This is a genomic window from Clostridium facile (assembly GCF_014297275.1).
GTDB classification, from domain to species: Bacteria; Bacillota; Clostridia; order Oscillospirales; family Ruminococcaceae; genus Massilioclostridium; species Massilioclostridium facile.
In genome coordinates this window covers 1,385,585-1,406,991 of sequence record NZ_JACOQK010000001.1, presented here as the reverse complement: position 1 = coordinate 1,406,991, position 21,407 = coordinate 1,385,585, and the positions used below count along the sequence as shown (strand labels likewise).

Sequence of the window (21,407 nt, the reverse complement as noted above, 5' to 3'; positions counted from 1 at the left end):
GGATTGTATGGAAAAACTACAATTTAAACTGGAAAAATTTGAAGGTCCAATGGACTTATTGTTGCATTTAATCAGCAAACATAAGTTAAATATTTATGATATTGAAATCTCCAGCTTATTAGAGCAATATTTAAACTATATTAACGATATGAAAGCAGCAGATATGGAGGTTACCAGTGAGTTTTTAGAAATGGCCGCCCGCTTAGTTTATATGAAAACCTGTTCTTTGTTGCCAGAAGATAAAGAAGAGGAGGAGCAACTAAAACGGGAATTAACAGGCCAGCTGTTGGAATTACAAATGGTCAAGTTAGCTGCCCAACAACTATCTCAATTGAGTTTATGGGGGCAGATTTTTTCTAGGACTCCAGAAAAATTAGAATCTTCAACAGAATCGTATAGCCACCGCCATGAACCAGAAGAAATCCGGCTTATGTATCAGGTGGTATTAAATAAGGTGAAACGGCTAAAGCCTCCGCCAAAATCTGCGTTTAGCGGGATTGTAGAACATAAAGTGGTGTCAATTACTTCCCGTGTTATGTATGTGCTACGCCATTTATATCGAAATGGAAAAATGCCCTACCAGGACTTTTTTGCCAGCGGAGAACGTTCCGAAATGGTGGCAACCTTTTTGGCCATGTTGGAACTGATTAAATCAAAACGGATTAGGATAAGTTCGGATAACCAATATGTTTTATTTGACCGTACCAGGCAGCAACAGTCTTAAACCATAGGAGGATTGGATGGAACAATATATTCAAACACATATGGTAAGTTATCAGGCAAGGATAGAGGCAATTCTATTTGCCTATGGGGACCCAATGCCAGTTTCCAAGTTGGCCGAAATTTTGGGGATTGATAAGGCTGCCTGTTGGCAGCAGATGGAAGAGCTGCAAAAGCAATATCAGCGAAAAAACCGTGGCATTGAATTAATACAGATGGATGACCATGTTCAATTGTGTACCAAAAAAGCGTTTGCTCAAGAGATTAAAAAGGCAATTGCGGTGAAAAGGGATTTGCCACTTTCTCCGGTTTCTATGGAAGTTTTGGCTATTATTGCCTATAATCAGCCAGTAACCAAGGGATTTATTGAGCAGGTTCGTGGTGTAAATAGCGGGCAGATTGTCAATAATTTAGTGGAAAAGGGTCTGGTAGAAGAAGCAGGACGCCTTGATCTTCCTGGGCGGCCGATTTCTTATCGGACAACCGATGTGTTTTTACGGACATTTGATTTGAAAACGTTGGATGATCTTCCAGCTGTAAAACAACTGGAAGAAACAGTAGAACAGGAGTAAGAAGATCAGATATAACCTCAGAGACAGGGGGCGGTAGCAATGTGGAAAATAATTTTGCTTTGCGTTTTGCTGTTTCTCCTGCTATTATTGTCTATAAAGGTTTCTTTGTCGTTTTGGTTGGAAAATGAAGAGTACCAGGTTTCTTTAAAAATACTATTTTTTAAAAAGAAGCTGTTTTCCAGTGAGGATGAGGAGGAAGAACCTGCTTCATCAAATCAAGCGGAAACAGTTCAGAAAAAAAAGACGAGCTTTGCTGAAGAAGAAAGGAAGCCTTCTGATATAGGGCAAAGCAAGGATTCTTATGAAAGAAACAATAAGCAAAAAGGGAAACAGCTTTCCTCTCCTGAAACAAAAAATGCCCACCAGAATGAATCAAAACAAGACAAGCCCTCCAAAGAAAAGCAGTCTATTTTGGATAAAATTCAGATGATATTGGATTTTATTCGCCCATTGCCAGAGCCGTTCAAAAAGTTGATCCGCAGGTTCCATGTGACAAATTTACGGATTTATATTCGGGTAGCAGAAGAGGATGCGGCGGAGACTGCAATTTCTTACGGAAGAATGTGGGGTATCGTCAGTGGCTGTCTGGCTGTATGCAGAAACATATTAAAAATTGAGTTAAAATCGTTACGGATAGAACCAGATTTTTGGCAGCAAAAACCGTTGACAAAGATCAGTGGACAATTAAATTTGCGTGTATATGCAGCTTTGGCGTTTATTTTACGCTATTTATGGCTATATTTAACACAAACAATACAAAAATCACAAACAGAAAAAGGCGGTGTTCAAAATGAGTCAACATCCAATCGAGGGAATGTTAGGCACATCCATGGAAAAAATCAGGGAAATGATTGATGTCAATACGATTATTGGAGATCCGATTACCACACCGGATGGCACAGTAATTATCCCTGTTTCTAAAGTAAGTTTTGGGTTTGGATCAGGTGGTTCAGATTTTCCAAACAAAAGGGACCGAGACTTATTTGGCGGTGGAGCTGGTGCCGGGATTTCAATTCAGCCATTAGCATTTTTGGTAGTTTTCCAAGGTGATGTTAAGCTATTGCAGATGAGCGATGGCGATTCTACTGCTGGACACATTATTGAGGCTGTTCCAGGTTTGCTGGAGAAGTTTTCTAGCATGTTCTCCAAGAAAAAAGAGGATACAGACGAAAAATAATCCGTTTTTGAGTTAGGACAATCTATTTCCTGCATACACTAAAAAAGACTTGGTAAATGCAGGTGATATGATGATAAAATTAAAGCGGTTTCTGGCAGTGATGCTTGCTGCCTTGTTTTTGTTTCCTTTTCCTGTATCAGCAGGGCAACCTAGTGTTTCCGCCCATGCGGCAATTTTAATTGCTGCGGATACAGGCCGAGTGTTGTATGCTAAAAATGAAAATGAACAGCTTTCCATGGCAAGTACTACTAAAATAATGACGGCTTTGCTTACCTTGGAACAGGAAAATTTAGATGAATATTTTACTGTGGATGATAAAGCAATCCAAGTGGAAGGAAGTTCCATGGGGCTGCAATCCGGAGACCAGGTTTCTTTGCGTGCGCTTGCCTATGGGATGTTGTTGCAGTCTGGCAACGATGCCGCTAATATGGCGGCAGTACATATTGGAGGTTCTATCGAAGGCTTTACAGAATTGATGAACCAACGAGCAAAACAGATAGGGATGGAGAATACCCATTTTTCTACCCCTTCTGGATTGGATCAAGATGATCACTATTCCACAGCAGCAGACATGGCAAAGTTGGCACAGGAAGCATTAAAAAATGCTGATTTTTTAGAAATCTGCTCTTCGTATAAGGCAAAAGTGGAGTATGGAAATCTACCTTATACTCGTTGGATGACTAACCACAACCGGCTATTAAAAGAATACCAAGGAGCCATTGGTGTAAAAACCGGTTTTACAAAAAAATCTGGCAGATGTTTGGTATCTGCGGCAGAGCGGGATGGAATCCGGTTGATTGCTGTCACATTAAAGGCGCCAAATGATTGGCAGGATCATAAGCAGATGCTGGATTATGGCTTTTCCGTTTCTCAGTTGGTGGAATTGCCGATACCGGAACTTTCAAAAGCAACAGTGGTAGGGGGAATGTCTTCCTGTGTAGAACTGGCGGCACAGCCAATCCAATGTAACCTAACACAGGAGGAACTGGCACGAGTGGAATCAGAAATCCATTTAAAGCAGTTTTATTATGCTCCTATTACTTCTGGAGAAGTATTGGGTTCGATTATTTATCGGCTGGATGGCAAACAGATTGGGGAAACCCCTCTTACAGCAAATGGAGCTGTAGTACAAGACACAACTCCGCCTGATATGAGTTTTTGGGAGAAATGCAAAGCCCAATGGCAGCGGTTTTGTAATTGGGTTTCCGCCTTATTTGGATAAAATGTTAAATTGGAGGAAGTTGTTTGGAAAAGGTTAGACTACAAAAGATTATTGCGGAAAGCGGGTTTTGTTCCCGTAGGAAAGCAGAAGAATTGATTGCCCAAAAACGGGTAAAAGTAAATGGCAGAACCGCAGGTATAGGGGATAAAGCCAACCCTTATAAAGATTTGGTTACCGTTGATGATGAAAAGATCTATTTGGAACGGAAACGTTCTTATCGCTATATTATGATGTATAAGCCCCGTGGGTATGTGACTACTATGTCGGATGAAAAAGGCCGCAGATGCGTTGCTGATTTGATTGATGATATTGAGGAGCGCCTTTACCCAGTTGGGCGTTTGGACGTGAATTCCGAAGGGCTGTTGCTGTTTACTAATGATGGGAATTTTGCCAATGATATGATGCATCCAAGCCGGCACGTGACAAAAACTTACCGTGTTACAGTTCGACCGGATATTACAGATGAACAGGCTGCACAGTTAGCAGAAGGTGTTGTAATTGACGGAAGGAAAACGGCTCCTGCTCAAGTGCTGGTATTGAGCAAAGAACCAAATCGTGTTGTATTAGAGGTAATCATCCGGGAAGGGAGAAACAGGCAAATCCGTAAAATGATGGAAGCTGTTGGTTTAGAGGTGGCCCGTTTAAAACGTACCGCAATGGGTCCAATCAAGCTTGGCATGTTAAAACCAGGAACCTATCGTGATTTGACTACCGAAGAATTGAAAGCACTACGCACCGCAATAAAACGCCCATAATCGTTAGGGGATATGGCTTATTTGCCATATCCCTTTTTTTACTGTCCAATGTAGTCATCTCAGCCTTAAAAAGTTTTTATTTCGTAGCGGAGTTTTGAAAAAATACTTTGTAATCGTTTGTAAGAAACTCAATAGTGTAGACTACTGATTTATTGATAGGTGTGATATGCAGCAAATAAGATGGCGATTGCTTTATTTGGTAAAACGGTTGTAGACTAACTGTTAATTATGTAATTTAGATAATATGGTAACCAATACTCGCAATAAAGAACAAGGCAAAATTGAAACTGCTGAGTTAATATATATTTTTTCGAGATAAAATTTAAATTTATAAAGAGATGGTATTATAAATTTAAATAAATATTGGAATATTGTTATAAAATAGTAATCTGTGTAAGGTTTGAGCGATATACGGTAGGAAAGAGGGGTTACTGTAATAGGAAAACCAATAGATTTAGAGTGATTATTTTTTAATACATTTTAAATCAGTGAGGTCAGCTATATTTATTGGTATTTCATATCGGTTTATAAAAATGTTGAACGGGAGAAAAAATAAGTGCAATGATAAAATATTACAAACTACTATAACTAGAAAAGAGTAAATGGTTTTCCCCGATATTTTTACTTTTTTTCTGGGAAAGGCTTGTTATTTTTATCACATTAAGGTATAATATTTAATAGTTAAAATGGCGAAGAATGGCGTTTTATATTAAGATTCTATTGGAATTTTAAAAGAATTGCCACCATTCGTATTTATAGTGTTAGAAAATTTTAGAATGGAGGAACAAAAATGAGTTCAGAAATCAAAATGCAGAAGCTCGCTGATTTCCGGAAAAAAATGAATGAAACCGCTCCAGCCAAAGAAAGATTAGCCTCTTTGTTTGATGAAAGCAGTTTTGTTGAACTGGACGCATTTGCTACTGCCGCTGACGGCCAAGCTTGCGGTGTTGTAACAGGCTATGGTTATGTTGATGGGAACCCTGTTTATGCGTTTTCTCAAGATATTACAGCAGAGTCCGGTGCGGTTACAGCAGCCCACGCTAAAAAAATTAAAAAAATCTATGATTTGGCAGCAAAAACTGGTTCTCCAGTAGTTGGTATTTATGATTCCAACGGCGCTAAATTAACCGAGGGGATGGATGCCCTGGGCGCTTATGGCGAAATTATGCTGGCAGTAAATAACCTTTCCGGCGTTGTTCCTCAAATTTCTTTGGTATTAGGTACTTGTGCAGGAAATATGGCAATGATCGCATGCAGCGCTGACGTTGTGATTATGTCTGAAAAAGCAGAATTCTTTTTAACAGCACCATTTACAGCTGCCGCCAATGGGGAAGATGCTGCCTTGGCTGGTACTGCAAAAGCAGCAGAAGCTTCCGGTGCGGTTCATTTGGTAGCTGCTGATGACGCTGCCGCAATCGAATCTGCGCGTAAAGTGATTGGTATGTTGCCATCCAATAACCTTTCTATCGCTCCAATTTTTGATTTTGCTGCAAACGAAGTTGCTGTTACAGCAAATAGTTCCGCAAAAGAAGTAATCAATGCTGTTGCTGACGTAGATAGTCTGGTAGAATTACAGCCTGGGTTTGGGGCTTGTATGGTTACTGCTTTGGCTACCATTGCTGGCAATCCAGTTGGTGTGGTAGCAACTGATAAATCCACTCCAATTTGTGCAGCAGGTGCAAATAAAGCAGCCCGTTTTGTGCGTTTTTGTGATGCCTTTAACTTACCAATCGTGACCTTTGTAGATACCAAAGGATTTGAAGTTTCCTTGGCGACAGAATTGGCTGGAAGCATCCGTGAAATGGCGAAATTAGCCCATGCTTATGCAGAGGCAACTACCGCTAAAGTAAGTGTTGTAACAGGAGAAGCTTACGGACCTGCTTATACCATGTTAGCTGGTAAAAGTTCCAACGCAGATGTTGCAGTTGCTTGGGCTGGCGCATCGATTTCCGCTTTAAAACCAGAAACATCAGTAGAACTGCTATGGCATGAAAAACTGGCAGGAGCAAAAAACCTGTCCACTGCTAGAGCTGAACTGGTAGAAGAATATAAAAACACTTTGGCTTCTCCTTTTGAAGCTGCAAAAGATGGCTATTTAGATAACGTAATTTTGCCAGAAGAAACCAGAAACACAGTAATTTGTGCTTTGGATATGTTGGCAGGGAAACGCGTATCTAAATTACCAAAAAAACATGGTAACATGCCACTGTAATAGAATGGCTTTGAATAAATTTGAACTTGATTTATGGAGGAATTTCTAATGAAAAGATTTAATATCACTGTAAATGGTACTGCATATGATGTAACTGTTGATGAAGTGGCAGCAGGCGCTGCACCAGCACCAGCTCCAAAAGCTGCTGCTCCTGCACCAGCTCCAGCAGCTGCGCCAGCAAAAGGAGAAGGTGCTGAAGTAAACGCTCCAATGCCAGGTACTATCTTAGATGTAAAAGTAGCACAAGGCGCTACTGTAAAAGCTGGTGATGTTATTGTTATTTTGGAAGCAATGAAAATGGAAAATGAAATTGTTGCTCCTGTTGACGGTACAGTATCTTCTATTCTGGTAAATAAAGGAGACACTGTTAACTCCAACGATGTTATTGCTACAATTGCTTAATTAATAAGGAGGGGAAACAATGGCAAAGGTTAAAATTACAGAAACCGTTTTGCGTGATGCCCACCAGTCTTTGATCGCTACTCGTATGAGACTTGATGAAATGCTTCCTATTTTAGGTAAGATGGATAAGGTAGGATTCCATTCCTGTGAGGTTTGGGGTGGGGCTACTTTTGACGCTTGCTTGAGATTCTTAGATGAAGACCCATGGGAAAGATTACGTGTGATTAGACGTGAAATGCCAAATACAAAACTGCAAATGTTGTTCCGTGGCCAGAATATGTTAGGTTATCGTCACTATGCGGATGATGTTTTGGAATATTTTGTACAACGTTCTATTGCAAACGGAATTGATATTATTCGTATTTTTGATGCGTTAAACGATATTAAAAACTTGAGAACCGCAATTAAAGCCGCTAAAAAAGAAGGCGCACATGCACAGGTTGCAATTTCCTATACTTTGGGTGAAGTATTTACCCATGAGTATTATATGAATTATGCAAAACAGATTGAATCCGAAGGCGCTGACTCTATCTGTATCAAAGATATGGCCGCTCTGTTAACTCCATATGAGGCAGCTTCTTTGGTTAAAGATTTAAAATCCGCGGTTAAAATTCCAATCCAGCTGCATACCCACTATACTTCTGGTTTGGCTTCCATGTGTATCATGAAAGCAGTAGAAGCTGGCGTGGATATTGTGGATACTGCAATGTCCCCATTGGCGCTGGGTACTTCTCATGCTCCAACAGAATCCATTGTTGCCGCATTCCAGGGTACAGAATATGATACCGGCTTGGATTTGGTATTGTTGAGTGAAATCCGCGATTATTTCATGACTTTAAGACAGAAATATCTGGATTCCGGTCTGTTGGATCCAAAGATGTTGGCTACCGATGTAAATGCTTTGATTTACCAGGTTCCAGGTGGTATGTTATCCAATCTGTTATCCCAATTGAAACAAGCTGGAAAAGAAGATCAATTGACCGATGTATTAAAAGAAGTACCAAGAGTGCGTGCTGATTCCGGTATGCCTCCACTGGTAACACCAACCTCTCAGATTGTAGGGACACAGGCTGTATTCAATGTAATCATGGGCGAACGCTATAAAATGGTTACAAAAGAGTTTAAAGGTCTGGTTCGTGGTGAATATGGTACAACTCCATGCCCAATTGATCCAAAATTCAGAGAAAAAATCTGTGGCGGGGAAGAACCTATTACTTGCCGTCCTGCTGATCTGTTGGAACCAGAATTGGATAAATTGAGAAAAGAATGCGCAGAATGGACAGAACAAGAAGAAGACGTATTGAGCTATGCTCAGTTTGGACAAGTTGCTACAAAGTTCTTTGAAAACCGCCGCAATAAAAAATATGGTATTGATGGTGATCACTTGGACGCAGCAAATAAAGTTCATCCAGTATAATATTGCAAACCAAAACCCTGAACAAATTTTGTTCAGGGTTTTTTCTATGGTGTCTTTTGATGTGGAAAAACCCCATTTTTACTGGGGAAAGAAAAAGAGTATACAACAATGATAAGGGAGAACTTTATGTGAACTGAAAAGGGAAAGGCAGTACAAAAAGGATAGCGAAGTTTTAAAATAGTACTATTTTTGTCTCGTTTACGGAGGGCAGTGCATGTAATGCAATACCACCCATTATTGGGGTAAAGCCAGTAGCAGATCCTTTTAGAGGATGCAAGCTACCGATTCATCGGTTCAAGCAGTGGTCTTGTCGCTGGTTTATATATGATAGCTAATAATAAAAATCAAAAATAAAATTTCTAAACGACATTTTTGTAATTATATAGTATACAATATAACGAATTTTTGTTTAAAAATTTACAGTTTCATAAAGAAATATACGAGAGTTCATGAATTATTTTTGAAAAAAAGATAAATAGATTACCTTAATATGCTATAATAACATAAAGAAGAACTCAGTTTTTGAGGTTGAAGGAGCGGATAAAATGTCATTTGTCACATTTAAAGAGGTAACGAAACTGTATCGAATGGGTGAAACTACCATAGCCGCAGCAGATGGCATTACATTTGAAATAGAAAAAGGGGAATTTGTCATTATTGTTGGCCCTAGTGGGGCAGGAAAAACCACAGTATTAAATATGTTGGGCGGTATGGATACTTGTACAGGGGGAACCATTGTCTTAGATGGAAAACAGATCAGCAATTATACGCCAAAACAATTGATTGAATACCGCAGGTATGATATTGGGTTTGTATTCCAATTTTATAATTTGGTGCAGAATTTAACTGCGTTGGAAAACGTAGAGCTGGCTTCCCAAATCTGCAAAAATCCTTTGGATGCCCGTCAAGTATTAGAAGAAGTTGGATTATCGCACCGTATGAATAACTTTCCAGCGCAACTTTCCGGTGGAGAGCAGCAACGTGTTGCTATCGCCCGTGCATTGGCAAAAAATCCAAAATTATTACTGTGTGATGAACCAACGGGGGCATTGGACTATAAAACAGGGAAGGCAATTTTAAAACTGTTACAGGATACCTGTCGGAACACTGGCAGAACCGTAATTGTCATTACCCATAACCAGGCATTTACCGCTTTGGCTGACCGTATTATTAAAATTAACAGCGGGAAAGTGGTGGACATGCAATTAAACCCAAATCCAGTTTCCGCAGAAAGGATTGAGTGGTAGGATGAGAACTAAGGCGTTTACAAAAGAAATACGCCGTTCTATCACACGCTCTATGAGCCGTTTCTGGGCCATATTTATTATCGTGGCATTGGGAGCGGGGTTTTATGCGTCTTTGCGTAGTATAGCGCCTGATATGCGGCTGACGATTGACCATTATTTTGATGAACAGCATGTGATGGATCTTCATGGAATTTCTACCATGGGGTTTACAGATGGCGACATTGAAGCATTGGAATCCTTGGAGGAAATCGACCAGGTGATGCCGGCTTATACAGTAGATGTTAACAGTAAAATTGACCAAAAAGATACTGTCATCCGGGTGCATTCCCTTGCGGAGGATTTTCAAGATGAGGATAGCATGAACCGTCCTATTTTGACGGATGGACGCTGGCCAGAAAAAGGTGGGGAATGCGTTATTAGTACCAACACGATGTATTCCACAGAAGAATTATTGGGGAAAACCATAACCGTCACCAATCCTGATCAGGATTTAAATGAGGTCTTAAATCATACAGAGTTTCAAGTTGTTGGGATTGTGGAATCCCCTTACTATATTTCTTTTTCCCTAGGTAGTTCGGATATTGGCAGCGGTACGCTAGATCAATTTATGTATGTACTTTCAGATGATTTTAACCAGCCAGCCTATACTGAAATTTTTATGACAGTAAATGGAGCAGCTGAGCTTTCCGCTTTTACAGAAGAATACGATGATCTAGTGGAACAAGCAGCGAATAAAGTGGAAGAGTTGGCGAAAGAACGGACGCTGATTCGTTTAGAAGAAATCAAACAGGAAGCACAGCAAACATTGGATCAGCAAAAAGCTGAATTTAATCAAACAAAACAGGATACAGAGGCGCAGCTAGCACAAGCAAGGCAACAGTTAGAATCTGGAGACCAGGAATTACAAACCCAAAAAGACAATCTGGAAAGCGCCAAAAAACAGATTGATGATCATTCCGACCAGCTTTATCAAGGGCAAATGGAATATATTGATGGGGTTTTTCAATTTTATGATACAAAGGATGAAGTGTATCGACAGTTGGATGACGCTCAGGCTGAATTGGATCGGTCAGAATCAGAACTTAATAGCCATTCCACTGAAATTGCGGTTGCACGGGGTTCTATTGATGTTTTAACAAAGGTTAAAGAGGGAATCCAGAAACAAATAGATCAAGCAAATCAGACAGGTAATACTGAGTTAGCGGCCCAGTTGCAACAAACAGCGGATTCTTTGGAAAACAAGATTGCGGAATTACAAACACAGGTTGACCAATATGACCAAGCAACAGCCCAGATTGAACAGGGAAAACAGTTGTTGGCCAAGCAGCGGGCTGATGCGGATGCACAGTTTTCTGGTGCAAAACAAGAACTGCAAACTTCAAAAGACCAATTGAGTTCCGCAAATTCTCAGCTGGATCAGGCAAAACAACTTTATGAAAGTGGAGCTGGACAGATTGAATCCGCGGAAGCAGAATTGACTTCTGGTTGGGAAGAATACAACGCCAACGCGGAAAAAGCACAATCGGAATTTCAGGCGGCTCAAGCAAAACTGGACGAGGCACAGCGGCAAATTGATAGCATTGTAGAACCGGAATGGTATGTATTGGACCGCCATACCAACGTAGGGTTTGCCAGCTTTGAAGGCGATGCGGATCGTTTTGACTCGTTGTCCAAAGTATTCCCCATTATCTTTTTCTTGGTGGCAGCACTGGTTGCATTAACAACGATGACCCGTATGGTAGAAGAAGAGCGTGTAGTGATTGGCACTTACAAAGCCCTGGGCTATAGTAACCTTAAAATTATGTCCAAATACTTGATTTATGCGGCTTTGGCGACAGTTTTAGGCAGTGTTGTGGGGATTATTGTTTGTTCGAAGGTATTGCCTGTTGTATGTTGGAATTCTTATCGGATTTTATACACTGCACCGGGGATTATTGCTCCAATCTCGCTGAAATTTTCCCTGATAGGAGGTTTCGCTGCGGCATTGTGTACATTGGGGGCTACCTTCTTTGCATGCCGTTCCTCCTTGTCCGAAACACCAGCTTCTTTGATGCTTCCCAAGGCGCCTAAGGCCGGAAAGCGTATTTTACTGGAACGGATTACACCTATTTGGTCCCATCTCAGCTTTTCCCATAAAGTAACCGCAAGGAACTTATTCCGGTATAAAAAACGCCTTTTTATGACAGTAATTGGAATAGCGGGATGTACCGCCTTACTTCTGACTGGCTTTGGTGTAAAGGATTCTGTTTCCGGTGTCATAGACAATCAATATGGTAAAATTTATCATTATGATATGACGATTTCTTTAAAAGATGAAGTCAGTCAGGAAACAAGGGAGAAACTACAGGATGCGGAGTATTTTTCTACCTATCTTCCCATTTATAGCAAGGCAATGGAGCTTACCGAGAATAATACCACATTAAATGTAAATTTATTGATACCAGAACAAACGGATAAATTGACAGATATGGTTACGTTACAGACTCGTCTTGGGAAAAAAGAAGTAGAATTTAACCAGGATTCTGTAGTAATTACAGAAAAAATGTCCAAACTGTTTGATCTGGGGGTTGGAGATAAAATTCATCTGGAAAACAGCCAAAATCAGCAAAAGGAGTTTACCATTACTGGTGTTACAGAAAACTATGTTTCCCATTACATCTATATTGCGCCTGAGCTATATGAAGACACAATGGGGGAATTGCCAGCAAACAATCAGGTTTTAGCAATTTGCGCTTCTGATGATGAACAAGAGCATGAAAAAATTTCGGAGGATTTATTGCAGCAGCCTGATATCAGTACGGTACAGTTTTTGGATAATATTAGCCAACAGTTCGCGAAAACAATCCAAAGCCTTGATTATATTATTTTAGTATTGATTATTTGCGCAGGATTATTGGCATTTGTCGTACTATACAACCTGACCAACATTAATATTACAGAACGACAGAGGGAACTGGCAACTATAAAAGTGCTGGGGTTCTATGACCGTGAAGTAAGCGCCTATGTCTATCGGGAAACCACTTTGTTAACGATACTTGGGGTAGCAGTAGGGTTGGTATTTGGCGTATTCCTGCATCTGTTTGTCATTCAAACAGTGGAAGTGGATATGGTTATGTTTGGACGAACAGTTCACTTTATGAGTTACATCTATTCCATTTTATTAACCATTTTGTTCTCTATCTTGGTAAACTTGGTAATGTCCAGAAAATTAAAGAAAATTTCTATGGTAGAGAGTTTAAAATCAGTAGATTAATCAAAGTATCTAAAAAACCGCTGTCCAGCCATTTCATTGAGGACAGCGGTTTTTTTATGTAGCATTAAATTCTATTAAAATTCAAAATGAGTTATATTATTGTTGTAATTGTTCAATTGCCTGGGCAATTTCGCTGGCATGTTCTACAACAATATCGGCTTTGGAAAGTTCATTTGGTCCAAATCCATACAAACATCCAACAAAAGGAATATGGTTCGCTTTTGCTGCTTCTAAATCAAAAATACGGTCACCGACCATACAAGCCCAATCAGGCTGTTCCTGATCCAGTAAGTATTTTAATGAAACAGATTTTGGATTGGATTGAATTCTTGGCTGCATCAGGTCTATTTTTTCTGTAATGCCAATTGCATGGGATACATGTTCAATATGATGTAAAGAAGCGTTGGAACACACTGCGATTGTATAGCCTGCCTGGTGTAAACGGTCTAGCATCTCTGGAACACCTGGATAAGGAGCGCCATATTGTAACATCAATTCATCTTCATATTCGCATAGTTTGTTGCGGTAAAATTGATATTGTTCTTCTGTTGGCGTTTTACCTAAAAACAGTGTTAATACATCTTTGGAGATTGCCCCAAATTGGTCAATAATTTGTTGGTCTGTAACTCCGTGTATTCCCATATCATCAAACACTTTATGGAAGGCCTCTACTGCGTATCGTTCTGTTTGATTTAACGTACCATCCATATCAAAAATGACAAGCTTTTTTATAATAATCACTTCCTTTTCTTTTTTATTCTGCCATAAATCCAGGAAAGTGTCAAGAAAGGAGGTACTGTTATTATAAACGGTTCTAAAATGCAACAGTTATGTTGTGGAAAATAATATCATGATATTAACTTAGTATTTTGAAACTAGAGGATAGCATAACAAAAAAACGTTTTATTTAAAATAAAAATTAGCAAAAAGATAGAGAAATAATATTTTCTCTAAAAAAACAAAAAAATGCTTGACTTTTGTCGTTGTATATGGTATTATAATTAAGCGCTCTGAGAGAGATGCAAATGCGCTGGTAGCTCAGCTGGATAGAGTGACTGGCTACGAACCAGTAGGTCAGGGGTTCGAGTCCCTTCCAGCGCACCAAATAAAAGCCAAGTAGTAAAGCTACTTGGCTTTTTTGATTGTTATAGAAATCACCGGCTATGCTGGTGGAGGCTCTCGCCCAAAAGCTTTCGCTTTAAGCATTGAACGAAGCGAGTTACTAACAGCAATCTTATAGTAACGAAAAAACTATTGTTGTAAGAAAATTGCCCGTTTATGGGCGGCAGAGCTAGTGATGCAAAAGACAGATATTTCAGTACATCTTTAGATGCTCTCCAGTACTATTCCCTTCTAGGGCTTACTCAAGCCATCAGCTTAGCTGGTGGTCATGACTGGCGTATTTATGCGTGAAAATAAACCTCCAGTTATAACTAGAAGAAGGAAAAATTTAGTAAATAAAAACCTCCTGGTTATAAAGTAGTGGTTTGGTGATTGCATTACTAAAACAACAAGAGGAGGTTTTTGACAAATGAGGAATAAAATAAAAAGTACGGCACATTCAAAATATCGCTGTGAATATCATATAGCATTTGCACCGAAATATGGAAGGAAAGAGATATACGCACAACTGAAAAAAGATATTGGAGAAATATTGAAAAAATTGTGTGGCCAAAAGATGTGGAAGGAATAGAAGCAGAAACATGTTTGGACCACATCTATATATTGGTAAGTCTCTCCTATATTAAGGATAGCGTTTTTTCTATCATAGGTATAAGAAGATAATAGCTTATTGACACCCAATTTTATTATCGGTAAAAGTTAATGGAAACATATATGACAAGAGGAAAATCCACTATGTTTCTGAAGCGAGGAAACATAGTTAGCCATAGGGAGAGGGAAGTCATGCCGAAAGAACTCTCCTCTTCATTCTGAAAATAGGATTTTTGTCATAGTGAAATAAACGCTATAAATCTAAAATAAATTCAAGAGAAACTCCACTTTCTTTTTGAAAAGAGGATCATCTATTTTTCTTTTAAAAGGTGTTTTGTCCCTTGCTATTCCGAAATGGTAGTTCTGCCTCATTTTCAAAAAGAGAGGACATTGGAAACGGGGAAACAGATAAATTTAAAAAAGAATTTGTCATTAATCTATGCATGATATTTGTTTGGGAATGAGCGGTCATTTTTTGATGCTTTTGGGAGGATGGGCGATAATAGTAATGCCTGTAAATGAGAGAAAAAGACGAATCTATCAATCGAAAGCCATAGAAAATTCGGTATGCTTTTACAGTGTGTCGGATTTTTCTGCATATGGATATATTTTTTTGAAAGTGCACTTCCTCTCATGACGCAGTTGGATTTAGCATGAGTGAGTATTTTCTACAAGCAGAATCTTTCGTTTTTGCACAAACAACTGTAAACGACACGCATAGATAGAAAAAAGCGATAGGACAGAATTTTTATCTCTTTTTTATTCAGTACCTTATAAAAAATTTGGTCCCTTTTTGGTTGAATCTTAGAATATCATTCTATTTTAATGGAAATGCTAAGAATTATGAAAAAATTTGCAGGATTCTTTTACTTTATGAATAGCATTAAGATAAAAAATGATAAAATTATGAAAGAAAAAGACATTAAAATATTGAAAAGAAATCCATTTTGTTGTATAATGAAAGAGATTTCGAGTTTTTACAAAACTCTACTCATTATTAATTAGTAAAGGAGTGTTGATTCATGGATTGGGGAACCATTATCGCGATTACCGTTACTGGATTGGTTGTAGTATTTTTGGGTCTGATTTTGTTGATTATTGCAATCTCTATTATGGGTGCGATTATGAAAGCAACTAATAAAAAGATTGATAAGCCATCTCAAACTGCACCAAAACCACCGGTAAAACCAATTGTTCCAGCAAAACCAGCAGCCCCTGTAGTACAAGCTGGTATTTCCGGGGAAACAGTTGCTGCTATTTCTGCTGCTGTAGCATGTGCTATGGATACAGACCAGCCTGTGGCAATTAAAAGTATCCGTAAAGCAGATACAGTAACCAACCGCTCTGTATGGCGTTTGGCAGGTATCACTGAAAATACAAGACCTTTTTAACATAAAGAAAAAGGCAAAATTTTTAGTAAAATAATGATGGAGGTAGCAAATGGAAGTTTTTCTGGATACGCTAAAACAATTGGCGATTGACTCTGGTTTTGCACAGTTGGACTGGAAAGTTTTAATTATGTTTGTCATTTCCGGCGTATTGATTTATCTAGCAATCGCAAAACAGTTTGAGCCATTACTCTTGTTGCCAATTGCTTTTGGTATGTTGTTAACAAATTTGCCTGGCATTGAAATGTTCCATTCTGAATTTTATCAGACTGCAACAATAGATTACGGTCAGGTTTTACACGATGGTGGGCTATTGGATATCTTATATCTAGGGGTTAAGCTAGGAGTATATCCTCCATTAATTTTCCTTGGTATTGGATGTATGACCGACTTTGGTCCTTTAATCGCCAACCCAAAAAGCTTTTTACTGGGTGCAGCTGCTCAGGGTGGTATCTTCTTTACCTTTATCGTCGCAGCAGCACTGCCATTCTATACACTGGAAGAAGCAGGTGCAATCGCTATTATTGGTGGTGCGGATGGTCCTACCGCAATTTATGTTGCGAAAACGTTGGCGCCGCATTTGTTAGGTTCTATTGCAGTAGCAGCTTATTCTTACATGGCTTTAGTACCGGTTATTCAGCCACCAATTATGAAAGCTTTAACTACCAAAAAAGAACGTATGGTAGTGATGGAACAATTACGACCAGTATCCAAAATCGAAAAAATCTTGTTCCCGATTATTGTAACTTTAATTGTTTCTTTGTTAGTTCCTTCCGCAGGTCCATTGATGGGATGCTTGATGTTGGGGAACCTGATGAAGGAAAGTGGCGTTGTAGAACGTTTAGTAAAAACAGCCCAAAATGAGTTAATGAATATTATTACAATCTTCTTGGGCGTTACTGTTGGTGCAACCGCTACAGCAGACGTATTCCTAACAGGTAAAACATTAGGAATTGTAGGCCTTGGATTGGCTGCATTCTGCTTAGGCACTGCATGCGGTGTATTGCTTGGTAAAGTAATGTACATTGTAACCAAAGGTAAAGTTAACCCATTAATCGGTTCTGCTGGTGTATCCGCAGTTCCAATGGCTGCTCGTGTCTCCCAAAAAGTTGGTCAACAAGCAAATCCAACCAACTTCTTGTTAATGCACGCGATGGGTCCAAACGTTGCAGGTGTAATTGGTTCTGCCGTTGCAGCTGGTGTATTGTTAAGTGTACTTGGATAATAAATAAGATAATAAAAAAAGATCTGAGCCTTTTAAGAAGTGCTCAGGTCTTTTTGCTTTCAATAAAAGGGATATTTGTATAATAGTAAGGTAAACAGATATAAGGAAGTCAAATGATTTATTGATAATCTGTTGAAGCTGGATCGAAAGTGGCTAAACTTATTGGTAACCAATGCTGTTTTTTGTTAAAGCGATAGGCAGATATATAATTATAAACTATTTCTTGTTTTCAATGCCGAATTTTCCATCATTTTACAGATTAAAATATGATGGTGTGGATTGTTTTATATGGAAAGTATTGAAAATAAAATGTTTAGATGATTTTTGGCTTGAGGATTTTGAACGAAAAATAAAAACCCCTTTAATATTTGTATTGCACTTATGGATTAAAGGCGATACAAATATTAAAGGGGAGAGTATTATTGGGATATCAATTGATTTTTTCTCGTTTGTGAAAATAACATCATAATTTTATCATAGAGTAAATGGAAACCAAATGCAAAATAGCTTCCAAATATATTTAGCAGTATACGAAGAAAAATCGAATTCCATAATCCAAAAATACTGGATGCAACTAATAATGCGCCAAAACAGTTGAATGCGTTTTTCCATTGATAGGTTGCGCAAAATCCCATCAATAGCCCTGATATTGGTCCCAGCATCGATAGGATTTGTGGAAAAATAGTACAGATTACCCCAAATACAAGGCTTCCCACAATCGCAGAAGGTGCTCGTAATTTTAATCGTTGTTTTACACTTTTAGGGTCTATTTGTAAAACTGCTAATGCGGCAAAACCGATCCACATTGTTCTAGGAACATGGACAAGATCTCCTATAAACATTGCTAGGGATACACCAAGTGCTACTTTTATTTGCCATTGATAGGTAGGATCAAATAGAGAAAAGTTTTTAAAAACATTGCCTAAATGGGTTTCGTAATGCTTTTTATGGTGTTTACAATAAAATATAATCCCACATAAAACGAATCCAATTCCTATTTCAAGACAGCGCATTTGTAGTAGTTGTCCGGTTACAGGATAATTTTGGATGAGCAAATATCCAAAAACATAAATGGACTGGTTGCCGTAGGATGGACGCAAACAAGTTAAAACCATTAATAAGGAAATGGATATCATATGAATCAATAGTTTCCAATATGGATTTGCACTGTTTGCTAGAATTGGACCAACTGTCAAAATAAAAAATACAAGAAATAAGGAAAATAAAGAAGACTTGATTTCATAGCCAAAATCTACAAATCGCACCATCAATAAAATACAAAAAACAACAACTGCAACAGAGCTATTTTCGTTTCCAAAAATAAGGTTGGCCCCTCCAATAAACACAATGGCAAATAGCACAACCAAAATATTCTTTAAAATAAAAGCAAAAATATAACGTCTTTTTTCCTGACGACTATTCGCTTCCTGTATTAATTTTTTAAATGGAAGTGGATCCAACTGTAATAGCTGATAAAATGTCATAAAAGGGTCCTTTCTAAATCATATTATTCTTGTAGCAAACAAGTTGCGGTTTGTATATTTTTAATAAATTCTAAAAACTGTTCTTGTCCCATTTTTCGATACAGTAAATAGATAGGGGTTAAGAATTGCTCATAATGTTGCTTTAACTGCTCTTGGCCTTTTTGTGTAAGGATAAGATGATAACTACGACCATCCAACTCATTTTTTTGTTTTATAATAAGTTCTTTTTCCAGCAAATGATGGATAATACGACTGATTGAAGATTTTTTCATTTTCATCTGCTGGCTTAACTGTAAGGGAGTTACAGGGGACTTTAGCAGATAAATCCGGGATAATAAATCCATTTCTCCAGCAGATGCGGTGGTTAATTCCGTTTGTTTTAAAACAGCCAAGCGGGTAAACTCCTGTAAGGTGTGCATATAATCCGACATTTGAATCCAATTTAATTCTTTCATATCATAGGATACCTCTCTAATTAGTTAACCTAGTAAACTAGTTTACTCTTTTTCACCAAAATGTCAAGTTGTAATTTGTGAATTTTATTAGGATACTATTTATAAAGATTGGATATTTTTTGGTTATAAGAATAGACTAAATAAGAATTGAAGAGATGGGATTTATTTAGATGTATTTTGAGGAAGATATAGTTTGTTTTAATTGACACAAAAATAACAATATCAATAGGATCTTTTGCAAAATCTTATTTTATACTGACAAGAAAAGAGAATGTGACCCTATTTTTAAAAAATTTAATCGACTTCTATCCGGTTTTATGCTATACTATTACAGGAAATATAAGACAGAATCCTTTTTTTGCCTTAATAGGGAAAAAGGGGTGCATAACAAATATAAAAATTTCACAGGAGGGCAATATGAAAGATACACGAATCACTGACACTGTAGTTTATATCGGAGTAGATGATAAAACCATTGACTTATTTGAAAGCCAATATGTTGTGCCAAATGGTATCTCCTATAATTCCTATGTAATTTTGGATGAAAAAGTTGTAGTGATGGATACTGTTGATGCGCGTGCTACAGAAGAATGGTTCAAAAACCTGGAAAATGCTTTAAATGGACGGACAGTTGATTATTTGGTGGTTTCCCATATGGAACCAGATCACGCTGCGAATATTCAGGCGTTAGCAGAACGTTACCCTAATATGCAAGTAGTGGGAAATGCAAAAACATTCCAATTGTTATCTCAGTTTTTTTCTATTGATATTTCTTCACGTGCGATTACAGTAAAAGAAGGAGATACCTTAAACGTAGGTTCCCATACATTGCAGTTCTTCATGGCACCTATGGTTCATTGGCCAGAAGTAATGGTAACTTATGAACAATCCGAAAAAATCTTGTTTTCCGCAGATGGTTTCGGAAAATTTGGGACGTTGGATACAGAGGAAGATTGGGATTGTGAAGCACGCCGTTATTACTTCAATATTGTAGGAAAATATGGCATGCAAGTACAGGCTCTGCTGAAGAAAGCAGCTAGATTGGATATTCAAATGATCTGCCCATTACATGGTCCTATTTTAAAAGAGAATTTAGCCCATTACTTAAATAAATATGATATTTGGAGCAGCTACCGTCCAGAAGACGAAGGTATTTTTATTGCATATGCTTCGATCCATGGCAATACCGCAAAAGCAATTAAAAAATTCGCTGAAATGTTAAAAGAAAAAGGTGCTCCAAAAGTATCCTTGTGCGATTTAACCCGTGATGATATGGCAGAAGCAGTAGAAGATGCTTTCCGTTATGATCGCTTGGTATTGGCGGCATGCTCTTATGATGGAGGAGTGTTCCCTTGTATGGAAGAATTCTTACACCACCTCAAAGCAAAAAATTATCAAAACCGTAAAGTTGCCCTGATTGAAAATGGTTCTTGGGCCCCTTCCGCTGGTAAGGTTATGCGTTCTTTACTGGAAGGGATGAAAAATATTACGATTTATGATGAATTTGTTAGTATCCGTTCTACCTTAAAAGAGGATTCTACTGCGGCAATGGAAGCTTTAGCGGATGCTCTGGTAAAATAGTGTTGCTATATAATAAAGTGAGTAGAGGACCTTTCTAGATAGTCTCCTATATTTATACAACTGAATAGGATACTTTTATAAAAAGGTATCGCATAAAAACAGGCTGCCAAGATGATTTTCTGGCAGCCTGTTTTTGGTTAGTGCTTTAGCGAGAAACCCTCCGCATAGCGGAGGGTTTTAAAAACCACCCGCTATGCGGGTGAGATTTAAGCTTAAGCAAAGGAACATCCTTTCTGATATAATGGTGATTGTTCAAGCCACCTAAAAAACAGAAAGGATGTTCCTCATGGCAAATAGTTTAGCACATACAAAATGGATATGCAAGTACCATATAGTGTTTACCCCGAAATATCGAAGAAAAGTAATTTATAATCAGTTAAGAAAAGATATACGAGAAATCATTAAAGATTTGTGTAAATGGAAAGGTGTAGAAATCATAGAAGGGAATATGATGCCAAATCATGTACACATCTTGGTAAGTATCCCACCGAAAATGGGTGTCATAGTCCTTTGCGGAATTTAAGTCTTTACATGTAATTTGTACAAAATCAAGATATCCTGATTTTGTGATGAATACCCCATCA

17 protein-coding genes, 1 tRNA gene and 2 pseudogenes are annotated in these 21,407 nt (G+C 38.3%); 17 read left to right on the top strand and 3 right to left on the bottom strand.

Translation table 11 applies throughout. The features are described from left to right. Window positions 1–7: 7 nt before the first annotated feature. The 11 genes from H8Z77_RS05845 to H8Z77_RS05795 all read left to right on the top strand — a co-directional run bounded on the left by H8Z77_RS05845 (window position 8) and on the right by H8Z77_RS05795 (window position 12,977). Window positions 8–724 (top strand): segregation and condensation protein A, encoded by a 717-nt coding sequence (locus tag H8Z77_RS05845; RefSeq protein ID WP_069988378.1) that lies wholly within the window; start codon window positions 8–10, stop codon window positions 722–724. Between the two features lie 16 nt (window positions 725–740). Then, the gene (scpB, locus tag H8Z77_RS05840; RefSeq protein ID WP_235843901.1) at window positions 741–1,292 is read left to right on the top strand and encodes an SMC-Scp complex subunit ScpB; all 552 of its coding nucleotides are present in this window, start codon (window positions 741–743) and stop codon (window positions 1,290–1,292) included. Window positions 1,293–1,331: 39 nt separating this feature from the next. Further along, window positions 1,332–2,147 carry a DUF2953 domain-containing protein gene (locus H8Z77_RS05835; RefSeq protein ID WP_186996459.1) on the top strand — a complete coding sequence of 272 codons (816 nt, stop codon included), beginning with the start codon at window positions 1,332–1,334 and terminating at the stop codon, window positions 2,145–2,147. Beyond that, the gene (gene ytfJ / locus H8Z77_RS05830) at window positions 2,083–2,469 is read left to right on the top strand and encodes a GerW family sporulation protein (protein ID WP_186996458.1); all 387 of its coding nucleotides are present in this window, start codon (window positions 2,083–2,085) and stop codon (window positions 2,467–2,469) included. The genes H8Z77_RS05835 and ytfJ overlap by 65 nt, the downstream gene beginning before the upstream one ends. Before the next feature lie 70 nt (window positions 2,470–2,539). Continuing rightward, window positions 2,540–3,691, top strand: a complete 1,152-nt coding sequence (locus H8Z77_RS05825) for a D-alanyl-D-alanine carboxypeptidase family protein (protein ID WP_207725996.1) — start codon at window positions 2,540–2,542, stop codon at window positions 3,689–3,691. Window positions 3,692–3,714: 23 nt separating this feature from the next. Continuing rightward, window positions 3,715–4,446 (top strand): pseudouridine synthase, encoded by a 732-nt coding sequence (locus tag H8Z77_RS05820; RefSeq protein WP_069988382.1) that lies wholly within the window; start codon window positions 3,715–3,717, stop codon window positions 4,444–4,446. 790 nt (window positions 4,447–5,236) lie between these two features. Continuing rightward, a complete protein-coding gene (locus H8Z77_RS05815; RefSeq protein WP_186996457.1) occupies window positions 5,237–6,658 on the top strand; it encodes an acyl-CoA carboxylase subunit beta in 1,422 nt (473 codons plus the stop codon). A gap of 48 nt (window positions 6,659–6,706) precedes the next feature. Next, window positions 6,707–7,060 carry a biotin/lipoyl-containing protein gene (locus tag H8Z77_RS05810; RefSeq protein ID WP_186996456.1) on the top strand — a complete coding sequence of 118 codons (354 nt, stop codon included), beginning with the start codon at window positions 6,707–6,709 and terminating at the stop codon, window positions 7,058–7,060. Between the two features lie 19 nt (window positions 7,061–7,079). Further along, on the top strand, window positions 7,080–8,477 hold the full coding sequence (locus tag H8Z77_RS05805) for an oxaloacetate decarboxylase subunit alpha (RefSeq protein WP_069988384.1): 1,398 nt from the start codon (window positions 7,080–7,082) through the stop codon (window positions 8,475–8,477). Window positions 8,478–9,022: 545 nt separating this feature from the next. Then, entirely contained in the window at window positions 9,023–9,724 is a 702-nt protein-coding gene (locus tag H8Z77_RS05800) for an ABC transporter ATP-binding protein (protein ID WP_069988385.1), read from the top strand. A gap of 1 nt (window position 9,725) precedes the next feature. Next, window positions 9,726–12,977 carry an FtsX-like permease family protein gene (locus H8Z77_RS05795; RefSeq protein WP_186996455.1) on the top strand — a complete coding sequence of 1,084 codons (3,252 nt, stop codon included), beginning with the start codon at window positions 9,726–9,728 and terminating at the stop codon, window positions 12,975–12,977. A 96-nt stretch (window positions 12,978–13,073) separates the two neighbouring features. On the opposite strand, the gene H8Z77_RS05790 is transcribed toward H8Z77_RS05795, so the two are convergent. Further along, entirely contained in the window at window positions 13,074–13,718 is a 645-nt protein-coding gene (locus H8Z77_RS05790) for an HAD family hydrolase (RefSeq protein WP_186996454.1), read from the bottom strand. A 286-nt stretch (window positions 13,719–14,004) separates the two neighbouring features. On the opposite strand from H8Z77_RS05790, the gene H8Z77_RS05785 reads away from it, so the two are divergent. From H8Z77_RS05785 to H8Z77_RS05770, 4 genes and pseudogenes are all read left to right on the top strand, one after another. Then, window positions 14,005–14,081: transfer RNA gene (locus H8Z77_RS05785), tRNA-Arg, on the top strand. A gap of 427 nt (window positions 14,082–14,508) precedes the next feature. Then, window positions 14,509–14,714: pseudogene (locus H8Z77_RS05780) on the top strand (transposase); the annotation flags it as partial. Window positions 14,715–15,712: 998 nt separating this feature from the next. Then, window positions 15,713–16,081, top strand: coding sequence for an OadG family transporter subunit (locus tag H8Z77_RS05775; protein WP_069988388.1), 369 nt, complete (start codon window positions 15,713–15,715; stop codon window positions 16,079–16,081). Between the two features lie 49 nt (window positions 16,082–16,130). Next, window positions 16,131–17,303, top strand: coding sequence for a sodium ion-translocating decarboxylase subunit beta (locus tag H8Z77_RS05770; protein ID WP_069988389.1), 1,173 nt, complete (start codon window positions 16,131–16,133; stop codon window positions 17,301–17,303). Window positions 17,304–17,722: 419 nt separating this feature from the next. On the opposite strand, the gene H8Z77_RS05765 is transcribed toward H8Z77_RS05770, so the two are convergent. Both H8Z77_RS05765 and H8Z77_RS05760 read right to left on the bottom strand, forming a co-directional pair. Further along, entirely contained in the window at window positions 17,723–18,787 is a 1,065-nt protein-coding gene (locus H8Z77_RS05765) for an FUSC family protein (protein ID WP_069988390.1), read from the bottom strand. Between the two features lie 23 nt (window positions 18,788–18,810). After that, window positions 18,811–19,242: a MarR family winged helix-turn-helix transcriptional regulator gene (locus H8Z77_RS05760; RefSeq protein WP_069988391.1), complete on the bottom strand. Its 432-nt coding sequence runs from the start codon at window positions 19,240–19,242 to the stop codon at window positions 18,811–18,813. A 417-nt stretch (window positions 19,243–19,659) separates the two neighbouring features. Between H8Z77_RS05760 and H8Z77_RS05755 the strand changes: the two genes are divergently transcribed. After that, window positions 19,660–20,823 (top strand): FprA family A-type flavoprotein, encoded by a 1,164-nt coding sequence (locus tag H8Z77_RS05755; protein ID WP_186996452.1) that lies wholly within the window; start codon window positions 19,660–19,662, stop codon window positions 20,821–20,823. Between the two features lie 277 nt (window positions 20,824–21,100). Beyond that, window positions 21,101–21,340: pseudogene (gene tnpA / locus H8Z77_RS05750) on the top strand (IS200/IS605 family transposase); the annotation flags it as partial. Between the last annotated feature and the right edge of the window lie 67 nt (window positions 21,341–21,407).